Raw genomic sequence first — 11150 nt, forward strand, 5'->3', positions numbered from 1 at the left:
CCCTGCCAACGTCGTTCCGCCGACCTCATTGCCGCTATGTCGGAGACGTCCCCCGACGCGGCCGGACATGACCCAGCGCCATCAGCACCAGACCACTCAGTCCGAGGCTCGTGCGAGGGTCGCGGGTTGGCATCCCGCCGGGGCACAGGCAGAAGGGCCGGCTCGGGAGGGTTCCTCCCGAGCCGGCCCTTCGCCGTCTTCGGTGGCAGGCCATTCGGGTGCCGTTGCGCCCGAGGGGTCCGCCGTTTTCGGCGCGCGTTACCTGTGGGTGTGGGCCGAGGCCTGCTCCTGGAGGAGGGCGGTGATCTGGTTGACGTCGTTGAAGATGCTGAGGAAGCTCTGGAGGTCGGGGGTGGCGGCACCGTTGACGCCGACGAAGAAGGTCAGCAGGCGGCCGTCGTTGGTCTTCAGGTAACCGGCCTCGTTCTGGGCTGTGGCCGCGAGCTGCTGGTTCAGGTCGTCTTCACCGATGATGGTGCCGGGCTTGGCGAAGACCTTGCCCTTGGCCGGGCAGTCCGTGGTGCAGGAGATCCCGTTCGAGCCGTCGACGCCGAGGATCGGCAGCAGCTTCCGGAACGCCGTCGCGTCGGGGGTGTGCAGCCAGTAGGTGAGGAGTTCGACGAGGCCGTTCGGGGTGACCCGCTCGGGCGGCGTGCCGCCGCGCCCGTCGGAGAGCTGGAACTGCTTCGGGTCGATGTGCGCGACGTCGGTGAGGAATTCGTGCTCGATCGGGAACGCGTCGAAGCAGTTCTTGCTGCCCCGAGCGACGGCCATGTTGCACAGGGCCAGGTTGGCGCCGAGGTTGTGGCTGACCTTGAGGATCAGCTTGGCGTACTGGCTGTACGGCGGGGAGACGTACGCGGCGACGCGGGGGTCGTTGCGGTAGGAGGCGGGCAACTGGTTCTGCGGGTTGACGCCGGTGGGCGGCGCGGTGACGGTGACGCCGACGCGGCCGAGCGCCTCGATGAGGGCGGTGCGGCCGAAGGCGTTCGGGTCCTGGATGCCGGAAACCCGCAGCAGCGGCTGCGCACCGGCGGCGATGGTGCCGGAGAGGTGGATCTGGGTCCCGTCGGGCGAGGCGGTCACGTTGACGGAGGTGGTCCCGCCGCTGGAGACCGTCCGGACGCTGGAGGTGACGTGATACGGCGCGACCTGTGGGCGCCACGACAGCTTTGCCGCCTGCCCGGGCCTGGTCGGGGTCGTGAGCAGGTCGATCAGGTTGTCGTTGAGGATCAGCGGGGTGGGCTGCGGGCTCAGATCCGGGAGGTTGAACAGGCGCGGGTCGATGATGACGTTGCCGTCCACCCGGGTGATACCCGAGTCGCGGATCTGCCGGGCGATCTGGTTGATGCCCGCGAGCGGGTTCTCAGGAGTGAGGGTCGCGCCGGGGAGCGCGGCCTCGGTGTGGTCGATGTCGGTGTAGTCCACCGAGCCGTCGGGCTTGGTGCGCCCGCCCATGGTCAGATCGCCCTGGGCGACCAGCGCCAGGTTCCCGTGCAGCGTCGACCCGGTGCGGGTGCCGGTCGCCATCACGGGAGTGGTGAAGCGGTGGTTCGGGCCGAGGGTGTGCCAGGCGGTCGAGATGGTGACGAGCTTGACCGTCGAGCCGGGGACGAAGAACTGGTTCGCGAACTGGGAGTGGATCACCCGGCCGCTCTCCGGGTCCGTCTCCAGCACACCCCACTGCGCGTGGTCGTACTCGGGCTTGTGCATGATCGCCTCGATGGCGGGCCCAAGGTCGTCGTCGTGTGCCGCCGCCGGAGGGCCGGCGGCTGCCGCCCCCGCCAGAACCACGAGTGTCGCACCGGCGGCGGCCCAGGTCCTGGGCCGGCCGGACATCATCGGTCTCATGCATTCCGCCATTTCTGGAGTCGAAGAAGCCGAGTCGAAGGAGCCGAGCCGAAGAAGCCCGCATCGCGCGGGGCCGACTCGCATGGGCCCCTGCTCGCAGAGCGCTCCTGGCGGCATCGTAAGAACACGAACCGCGCACGTTCCGCAGGTCGGCGCCGAGCCGAGGGCGCGCGGGCCAACTTCATCCGGTCGGTCGATAGAGCGCGGGTTCGACACCACGAATGGCTGTCCTGGTCCGTTGGAGCCTTTGCCGGCGCCTCGTGCACCGCGGGTGCGGCCCGGTCCGTGGGAGGTCGGGCCGAACACGGCTTCGGAGCGGAAGGCGGCGGTCGTTCGGGGGGCGCGGGCGAGGGGGCGATGGGTTTCATGATCGCGGGCGGGGCCGACGAGTCGAGTGATCCTCGGGAGTGGAATCGCGGGGCCGACACCACACGAACTAGGATCGACCCAGCGCCCGGATCACAGCGGGACGGGGGCTGACCCGGGCCTGCCACCCCGCAGGAGGTTCGCAATGGCGACGCTGCTGTCCGTGAACGTGGGCATGCCCAAGGACGTCGCCTGGCAGGGGCGGACCGTCCACACCGGAGCGTGGAAAGCCCCTGTCTCCGGCCCCCGGCTCGTAAGGCGGCTGAACGTCGAGGGGGACGGTCAGGGAGATCTCGCCGGGCACGGCGGAGAGATCCGGGCCGCCCTCGTCTACCAGCTCCAGTCGTATCAGTACTGGCAGAAACACCTCGGTCGCGACGACCTGACCTTCGGAATGTTCGGGGAGAACTTCACCGTCGACGGCCTGCCCGACGACGACGTCTGCATCGGTGACCGCTATCGCATCGGCGGGGCCGAATTCGAAGTCACCCAGCCGCGTGTCACCTGCTATCGCGTCGGCTTGCGCCTCGGCGAACCCGCCATGGCGTCCCTGCTGGTCGCCCACCATCGTCCCGGCTTCTACCTGCGTGTCATCACCGAAGGACACGTACAGGCCGGCGACGAAATCACCCTCACCCGCAAAGGCCCGGAAGAACTCAGCGTCGCCGACACCGACGCCTTGCTCTACCTGCCCGACCGCGACCCCGCGATGCTGCGCAAGGCCCTCAACATCCCCGCCCTCAGCCCGGGTTGGCAGCAGTCCTTCCGCGAACTCACTGCGGCACAGGGGCCCGAGCGGACACCGGAACGGGCAGGCGAACAGCCCGCCGGCCGCCAGCCCGGGGCAGACTCCGGATGGCCGGGCTTCAAGCCCCTGCGAGTCACCCGCATCGTCCCCGAGACGCCCGCCATCACCTCGATCTACCTGGCCACCACCGACGGCACACCCCTGCCGGCCGCACGCCCGGGCCAGTACCTCTCCATCCGCCTGACCGTGGGCACCGACGCCCCCACCGTGCGCAGCTACTCGCTGTCCTCCGCACCGGAAACCGACACCTACCGGATCAGCGTCAAGCGGGAGCCCCACGGAACGGTCAGCAGGCGTCTCCATGCCACACTCCGGCCCGGGGACCTCATGGACATCGCCGCCCCGCGAGGAACGTTCGTACTGGAAGACGGCACCCGCCCGGTCGTGCTCGCCTCCGCCGGAATCGGCGCCACTCCCGTGCTGGCCATGCTTCACCGGCTTGCCGCCGTACGAGACACACGCCCCGTCTGGTGGATCCACGCAGCCCGCGGCCGCAGCCACCACGCCTTCGCCGACGAGACAGCGGCTCTGCTCGCTCAACTGCCCGACGGGCACGAGCAGATCTACTACACGGCCACGACTCCACAGCCCACGGACCCGCACACCGCCCAAGGGCGTCCCACCGCGTCGTCGGTCGCCGCTCTGGGCATCCCCGTCGACGCCGACGCCTACCTGTGCGGACCTACGGCGTTCATGGACGACCTCGGGGACATCCTTCGCGACTGCGGCCTGCGCCCGGAGCGCATCCACACGGAACAGTTCAGCGCCCTCTCCGCCATCAATCCCGGAGTAACCTCCACCGCCACGGTCCGCCCCCACCAACCGGCCGGCCCAGTGGGCACCGGCCCTCTCGTCACCTTCGCCCGCAGCGGGATCACCACCTCGTGGTCCTCCGCCCGCGCCTCACTCCTCGACCTCGCCGAGGCCTGCGACATCCCCACGCGCTGGTCCTGCCGTACCGGCGTCTGCCACACCTGCGTGACCGGCCTGGTGTCGGGCGACATCACGTACACCACCCCACCCCTCGAACTCCCCGACGCAGGCGCCGTCCTCGTCTGTTGCAGCGAGCCGACGACGGAACTGGTCCTGGATCTCTGACCGGCCGACCGACCGCGGCGGGGCCGTGAACGCGGAGTCGCCTGTCCCGGGCCGCCATGACGGCCGGACGGCTCGGCACGTGCCGAAATCGTTGGGCACGCTCGGTCACGACATCGACGCATCGATGATCAGACCTGGGATCACACGATGATCAGACCTGGGACCGCACGGGTAACATGAGAGCCTTGTCGGCCTTTTAGGCGGTATGACATGCAGAGCTGGGAAGGCAGATGGCCCCTCGTGGGGCGGCAGTCGCATCTGGACTCTTTCCGCAAGGAGCTCTCGGACGGCCGCATTCGCGGCTGGCTGGTCTGCGGACCCGCCGGGGTGGGAAAGACCCGGCTGACCGAAGAGTTCCTGGGCCTGGCCGCCGCCGCCGAGCGGCGCACGGTCAAAGCGGTGGCCAGCCGAGCCGCCGCCCAGGTGCCCCTCGGCGCGATCGCCCACATCCTTCCCGCCAGCGTCGACATGACCGACCCCGTCCAGGGCTTCCGCGCCGTGGCCGAGGCGCTGTCGGGACTGCCCCAGCCGACCGTCGTCCTCGTGGACGACCTGCATCTGCTCGACAACTCGTCCGCCGCCCTGCTCGGCCAGCTCCTCGATTCCGGGACGATAGTCCTGATCGGCACCGCCCGTACCGGTGAGCGGACCAGTGATGTCGTCGATGCCCTGCTCCAGCGTGGTGACGACATCCGCCGCACCGACCTCGACCACATGAGTCGCGACCAGGTCGAGGAACTCCTCCAGCGCGTCCTCGAGGGCCCCGTCAGCCGGCGCGCCCTGCACACGCTGCTCAGCACGAGCGACGGAAACCCGCTGTTCTTGAGAGAGCTCGTCCTGGGAGCCGTCGCCCAGGAGAATCTCACCCTCACCGACGGAGTCTGGGACATCTCGGAGGAACCGCTTCCCGTCACCCCGCACCTCAAGGACCTGATCGCCGGCAGAATCGCCTCCTCGCGACCGTCGGCGCGCCCCCTGCTCGAGTCGCTCGCCTTCTGCCGGGCACTCTCCCTCTCCGATGCCACAGCCCTCGCCGATCGCGCCGACCTGGAGTACCTCGAGCGATCGGGCATAGCCGAGATCTCCGTCCAGGGGGCCAGGGTGATCGTCACCCTGGCGCACCCTCTGTACGGAGAGGTCATCGCCGCCGACACCTCAGCCCTCCGGCGCTACGACCTCGCCCTGCTCCAAGCCGATCGCGTCGAGTCTCACGGCCTCAGGCGCCGCGACGACGCCCTTCACGTCGCCTCATGGCGCCTGGCCGCCACCGGCACCGCCGCACCCGGCCTTCTGCGGCAGGCCGCCGCCATCGCCATGAACTCCAACGACAACGAGCAGGCCATCGAGCTGCTCACCGCGATCAAACCCGATCAGCACACCATCGAGAGCCGCGTGCTGCTCGGCCGGGCCCTCATGCACACCGGACAGCTCGAGCGAGCCGAAGCCGTCCTCGCCGAAGCGGACACCCTCGCCGGCAACGACTTCGAGAAGTTCATCACGGCGACGACCCGCTGCACCAACCTCTTCTGGGCCGACCCCGACCCCGCCCCCGCTGTCGCCGTGTGCGCCGCGGCCCGCGCCGCGCTGTCCGACCAGACCGCCGCTCAGCAGCTCCGCCTCATGGAGGGAGCCATGCTCACGGTTGGAGGCTCACCGGTTGAGGGACTTCGGATCCTCGCCGACCTGCCCGACGAGCCGCCCCAGGACGCCCTCGACGTCTGGCTGGCCACCATCAGCGCGAAGACCTCGGGCCTGACGTTCGTCGGCGAGGTCGAACGAGCCCGGGCCCTGGCCGAACGCGCCAAGTCCATCCACGAATCGGTCGGCGAGGGCAAACTTCTCCCCCACCCTGTCATGCAGGTCGCACCGCTCGCGCTGGCGCTCATGGAGATGGGAGAGATCGACCAGGCCCGCGAACTCTGCCTCCGGGCCGCGGACGGCTTGCGGGCCTCGCACTCGCCCGTGGCCCGCCAGTTCCTGGCCTTCGAGAGCGCCCGTGCGGAGTGGCTGGCCGGCCGCCCCGTGAGCGCCCGCCGCTGGTACGCCGAAGGCGTCGTCACCACACGCACGTACCGACTGGACAGGGTCGCCCGACTGCACCTGTCGGGCCTGATGGCCTGCGCGGCGCTCGTGGGGGACATCGACACGGCCACCTCCCTCATCCCCGACTACGAAGCCAGCGGGTCGATCGGCGCCCTGCCCGGCGAGGAATCGGTCGGCGTGGCCTGGCTCCACGCCGCTCGCGGCGAACTCAGCCGCGCACGCGACGTGTTGCGTACGGCTGCGGACTGGGCGAGGCAATCGGGCCATCTCGTCTCCGAAGCCATCGCGCTGACGGACATCGCGCGCCTGGGCGACCCGAAGGCGGTACAGGAACGCCTGGCCGAGATATCCGCCCAGTGCGACGGCGCACTGACCTCCGCGCGCGCACGGTTCGTGACCGCCCTCGCAACCGAGGATCCGCAGCGGCTCATGGCCTGCTCGGAAGAGCTGGAGCACATGGGCGCACGACTCCTCGCCGCCGAAGCGGCAGCCGCCGCGGCCAACGCCTGGAGGCGAAGGGGAGACACACGAAAGGTCACGTCCGCCACCGGCCACGCGAGTCGCCTCGCCGACCGATGCGAGGGTGCTCGAACCCCCATCCTGTCCACCACCGGCGAAGCTGTCGAACCTCTCACCAAGCGCGAGCAGGAAATCGCTCTGCTGGCCGCCACCGGGAAGACCAGCAAAGCCATTTCCCAGCACCTGACTCTCTCCGTCCGCACCGTCGACAACCATCTTCAGCGCATCTATCTCAAGCTCGGGGTCCGCAGCCGTGCGGATCTCGCCCTGGCTCTGAAATACGAGGAGACGTCCGCACAGTCGTAGTACGACGATGCCTCGCGCCGCCGGGTCGAGTCCGCCCGCTCACACCGGCGCGTGGAGGCGGCGCAGGAGTTCGTCCTCCGAGAGGTTTTCGAGGTGGGTCAGAAAGACCCACACGTGACCGGCGGGGTCCTTGAGGATGGCGGTGCGGTCTCCGTGGAACATGTCCGTCGGCGGCTGGACGATCTCGGCGCCCTCACTCCGCGCGCGCTCGGCCAGCGCGTCGACGTCCGGCACGAAGACATGCAGCGTGACGGACGTTCCGCCGAGCGAGGCCGGGGCGGTGAAGAAGGCAGTGTCCGCCTCGGCCGTACTCGCGTCGCCCAACATCAGGACCGACTGCCCGATGGCGATCTCCGCGTGCAGGATCCCGCCGCCCGGCGCGTCGACCCGGAACTCCTCTCGCGCGCCGAACGCCCTGCGGTAGAAGTCGATCGCCGCGGAAGCGTCGTCGACCATGATGTGCGGGATCACCGCGTAGCGGTAGCGGTCGGGAACCTCGTGGCTGACGGTGCTCTCTGACATGGCGGATCTCCTCGAACGGGGGCCGACGGCCAGTTCCGGCGGCTCATGAAGCACCGTAGAAGCTCAAGCATTGTTGAGGTCAAGGCAGACGGTCCCCGAAGGCAGCGGGGAAGCTCCCGCACGCTGCCGGGCAGCCCCAGAACCGCGCCGGACGGCCCCGCACGCTGCCAGGCGCCCCCAGACCGGCGCCGGACGGACCGATGCCTGACGGGCGCTCGGGTTTCAGCCGTCACTCCCGACGGGGCTTCAGCCGTCACTCCGGGCGGACAGCCGGTCGCCGACCGCGCACGCCGGTGGGACCGGACCGCCCCTCTGCCGCTCCCCGTCGCAAGGCGTCCGCAAGGCGTCCACGACGTTGAGTGCTCATTACTCATTCCCCGCGAGGCTGACGTCGTCAGGCTGGTGAGTAACACGGATCCGGCACTGTCCAGCCGCTCCGTTTCGGCCCTTTCGTCCAAGGAACCCTCGTGAACGGTCTCAACGTCTCAGACCATCCCGATGGACCGGCGCGCGCCGTGCGCCATGGTGCGGTGCTCGCCGTCACCAGCGTGGCGCTCGCGACCGTCGTATCGGCGATGGCCTCGCTCAACGTGGCACTGCCCGACATCGCCCGCGACACGCACGCCGACCAGACCCAGCTGTCGTGGATCATCGACGCCTACAGTCTGGTCTTCGCCTCGCTGCTGCTCCTCGCGGCGACCCTCGGTGACCGCTTCGGTCGTCGCAAGGCACTGCTCGGTGGCCTCGCGGTCTTCGCCGGAGTCTCCCTGGCCGCCACGTTCACCACGGAGCCCGTGGTGCTGATCGCCCTTCGCGGAGCGCTGGGAGTGGCGGCGGCCTTCATCATGCCGGCGACGCTGTCCACGATCACCAGTACGTTCCCGCGTGCGCAGCAGGCGCGTGCCGTCAGTGTCTGGGCGGCGGTCGCCGGTGCCAGCGCGGTTCTGGGCCTGCTGGCCTCGGGCGCCGCTCTCGAGCTGTGGTCATGGCGCTCGGTGTTCTGGCTGAACGTCGTACTGGCGGGTGCGGCCCTGGTCGGCACCTACCGCTTCGTGCCGGAGTCGGCGCAGCCCGAGAGCAAGCGCATCGACGTGGTCGGGGCCGCTCTGACAGTCCTGGGCCTGGGCATCCTGGTCTACTCCGTCATCCAGGCGCCGGAGCAAGGCTGGGCAAGCGTGCGCACCCTGGTGGGCATCGCGGCCGGTCTAGTGACGCTGGCCCTGTTCGTGGCGTGGGAGCTGCGGTATCCGCACCCTCTGCTGGACCCGAGGCTGTTCCGGCGTATGCCCTTCGCCGCCGGATCGCTGTCGATCACGTTCCAGTTCTTCGCGTTCTTCGGGTTCATCTTCGTCGTCATGCAGTATCTCCAGCTCGTACGCGGTGACAGTGCTCTGGTGGCCGCGGTGAGCGTGCTGCCGATGTCGGCGGCGATGATTCCGATCGCTCGCCTGAGCCCGCGTCTGGTCGCACGAAGGGGTGCCCGCGGTCCCTGGTGCGTGGGGCTCGTCCTGGTCGCCACGGGTCTGTTCATCATGGCGGGGCTGAGCGCCGACAGCTCGTACTGGCTGCTCGTGGCCGGGCTCGTGCCGCTCGGCGCGGGGATGGGACTGGCCATGGCCCCTGCCACCGCCGCGATCACGGACGCGCTGCCGCCGCGGCTGCAGAACGTCGGCTCCGCGGTCAACGACCTGTCCCGGGAACTGGGCGGCGCGCTGGGCATCGCGGTTCTCGGCAGTGTCCTGAGCGCCGGCTACCGCAGTCACCTCGACCTCGACGGTGTCCCCGCCCCGGTCGCCGACGCCGCTCGTTCGTCCCTCGCGGCAGCCAACCACGCCGGGAACGCGACCGGAAACCTGTCGCTGATCGATCAGGCGCGGGATGCCTTCGCCTCCGGCATGCACCTTGCCCTGGTGAGCGGCGGCGCCGCCGCCGTCGTGGCCGCCGTAGTCGTCGCCCTCCTGCTGCGACGCACCTCCAGGACCCGTGTCCCGGTCGACGAACAGCGGGTCGACGCAGTCAGCGCGGTCGCGCGTTCCGCGCGGTAGCCGCCTCCTTACGGCCCGGGCCTCGTCGGCCCGGGCCGTCCGTTCGTCCGAAGGAGTCCTCTGATGGCCCTCCCGCAGCCGGCCCGACGCGTGACGCATCACGCCTCTCCCCAACACGCCGAGGTCCTACGAGCGCTGGGTGAAGCCCTCGCTCTGCTGGGCGCACCCGGCAGCGGGCTGATCGTCGCGGTGCTGGGGCGCGGGCCGGCCGACGTCGACCACCTGCGGGAGTACGTTCCGGGCCTCACCGAGGATGAACTCGCCTGCCGTCTGGGGGAATTGATCGCGGCCGGACTGGTGACGCCCGAATCCCCCTCCGCCATGTCGGCGCAAGGCCGCTACGCGCTCGACCACAGCGGCAGAGCTCTCCTCATCCCTCTGGCAGCGCTGACGGTCTGGGCCCAGAACCATTCATGCACCCAAGGCTCGGCTCGTCCATCGCGATCAGGCCACCCCGAGAGGCCAGGCTCCTGACACACCCCGGTGGATCCAAGTCCCAAGCGGGATCGACATGGTCTCCGCCTCAAGGCCACTCCCCCGCCGACCGGAACGGCGAGGCTAGCCCTGATCATGCGCGGGGTTGGGTATCTCTGCTTAGGTGCGGGTGCCCTGGGCATCCGTGAGGTCGATGGTGACACTCGTTCAGTCCTGGGCGGGTACCTCGACAATGCCCGTGGAGTACGTGCCATTTTCGAGCATGGTCGCAGTCACGTGGACTCCAGTGAGCGCATCGGCGAGGGCGACGTACTCCTCGAGGTCGCATGCTCCGCTTTCGAGGTCGAAGCCCACCTGGACCATGAGGTCGACAAGGTCGTCGGGAGTGGTGCCCTCGCGCTGTTGCGCACCTTCGAACCGGGTGCGCAGTTCGCCGTCCTCCCACCAGGAGAACAGGGTCATGGCGTTGGGACTGCGGAAATGAGAGACGGCCCGAGTGCCGCGGGTGGCGTCCTTCATGCCGTCGGTCTGGATCTCGACGCCGCCGTTGATCTCCAAGGCGAGGACCCAGTCGGCGTCCTTGCCTTGGAGGCGCGTGACGCCGACGAACATGAAGTCGCCCCAGTCCGTCTGATCTTCCTGGAACTCCCGGTCTCGGGCCGCAAACGCTTCGAAACCGTCATAGTCCCCGGCCGGGTCGGCACCGACGCGGTCGAGGAATTCTTGTGGGGTGAGCCCGCGGACCAGCGTCAGGGTGTACCCCTCAAGAAGGTAGCCACCGTGGAAGTCTCGAAGCCAAGAGCGATGGGACGACGCAGCGTTCATGAACGGCCATGCTGCCAGGCGCCTTCGGCCGAGCACTACCCACGTCCGTGGGTGATCGGCAGCTGTTGGGGACGGCTGGGGCGGGATCACACGTCAGACCGGACCCCGTCTGAAAGGCCGAGGCTCGCGCATGGTCCGTCAGGCATCAAGTCACTTGAGATTAGGGCTCTTCCCGGCTAAGAAGTCATCTCATTTGGTGAGTCTGCGATAGCAGATGAGGGTGCAGGCGATGCTGGTGAAGGCGAGGAAATGAATGGCTTGTCGTTCGTAGCGGCGGTGGAGCCTGCGGCATCCGGCTAGCCAGGACATGGTCCGCTCAATGGTCCAGCGGT

The 11150-nt window shown here is 69.3% G+C and carries 8 protein-coding genes; 4 read left to right on the plus strand and 4 right to left on the minus strand.

All coding sequences use genetic code 11. The features are described from left to right. Window positions 1-258 precede the first annotated feature (258 nt). Window positions 259-1851, minus strand: coding sequence for a D-alanyl-D-alanine carboxypeptidase/D-alanyl-D-alanine-endopeptidase (gene dacB / locus ABZV42_RS33120; protein ID WP_356055124.1), 1593 nt, complete (start codon window positions 1849-1851; stop codon window positions 259-261). Window positions 1852-2362: 511 nt separating this feature from the next. Between dacB and ABZV42_RS33125 the strand changes: the two genes are divergently transcribed. Both ABZV42_RS33125 and ABZV42_RS33130 read left to right on the plus strand, forming a co-directional pair. Continuing rightward, on the plus strand, window positions 2363-4123 hold the full coding sequence (locus ABZV42_RS33125) for an MOSC and FAD-binding oxidoreductase domain-containing protein (RefSeq protein ID WP_356055126.1): 1761 nt from the start codon (window positions 2363-2365) through the stop codon (window positions 4121-4123). Between the two features lie 210 nt (window positions 4124-4333). Continuing rightward, window positions 4334-6991, plus strand: coding sequence for a LuxR C-terminal-related transcriptional regulator (locus ABZV42_RS33130; protein ID WP_356055128.1), 2658 nt, complete (start codon window positions 4334-4336; stop codon window positions 6989-6991). Window positions 6992-7030: 39 nt separating this feature from the next. Here the strand turns inward: ABZV42_RS33130 and ABZV42_RS33135 are convergent, their stop codons facing one another. Next, window positions 7031-7513 carry a VOC family protein gene (locus ABZV42_RS33135; RefSeq protein ID WP_355986080.1) on the minus strand — a complete coding sequence of 161 codons (483 nt, stop codon included), beginning with the start codon at window positions 7511-7513 and terminating at the stop codon, window positions 7031-7033. Window positions 7514-7980: 467 nt separating this feature from the next. On the opposite strand from ABZV42_RS33135, the gene ABZV42_RS33140 reads away from it, so the two are divergent. Both ABZV42_RS33140 and ABZV42_RS33145 read left to right on the plus strand, forming a co-directional pair. Continuing rightward, window positions 7981-9558, plus strand: coding sequence for an MFS transporter (locus ABZV42_RS33140; protein WP_356055130.1), 1578 nt, complete (start codon window positions 7981-7983; stop codon window positions 9556-9558). A 63-nt stretch (window positions 9559-9621) separates the two neighbouring features. After that, window positions 9622-10032, plus strand: a complete 411-nt coding sequence (locus tag ABZV42_RS33145) for a winged helix-turn-helix transcriptional regulator (RefSeq protein ID WP_356055132.1) — start codon at window positions 9622-9624, stop codon at window positions 10030-10032. Between the two features lie 168 nt (window positions 10033-10200). Here the strand turns inward: ABZV42_RS33145 and ABZV42_RS33150 are convergent, their stop codons facing one another. Both ABZV42_RS33150 and ABZV42_RS33155 read right to left on the minus strand, forming a co-directional pair. Next, on the minus strand, window positions 10201-10818 hold the full coding sequence (locus ABZV42_RS33150; RefSeq protein WP_355986072.1) for a DUF6461 domain-containing protein: 618 nt from the start codon (window positions 10816-10818) through the stop codon (window positions 10201-10203). A 189-nt stretch (window positions 10819-11007) separates the two neighbouring features. Continuing rightward, window positions 11008-11150, minus strand: a 143-nt coding sequence (locus ABZV42_RS33155) for a transposase (RefSeq protein WP_356055142.1), incomplete at its 5' end; no start/stop codon positions are given.

Origin of the sequence: Streptomyces sp. NPDC005281, from assembly GCF_040607495.1 — a bacterium.
Lineage (GTDB): Bacteria > Actinomycetota > Actinomycetes > Streptomycetales > Streptomycetaceae > Streptomyces.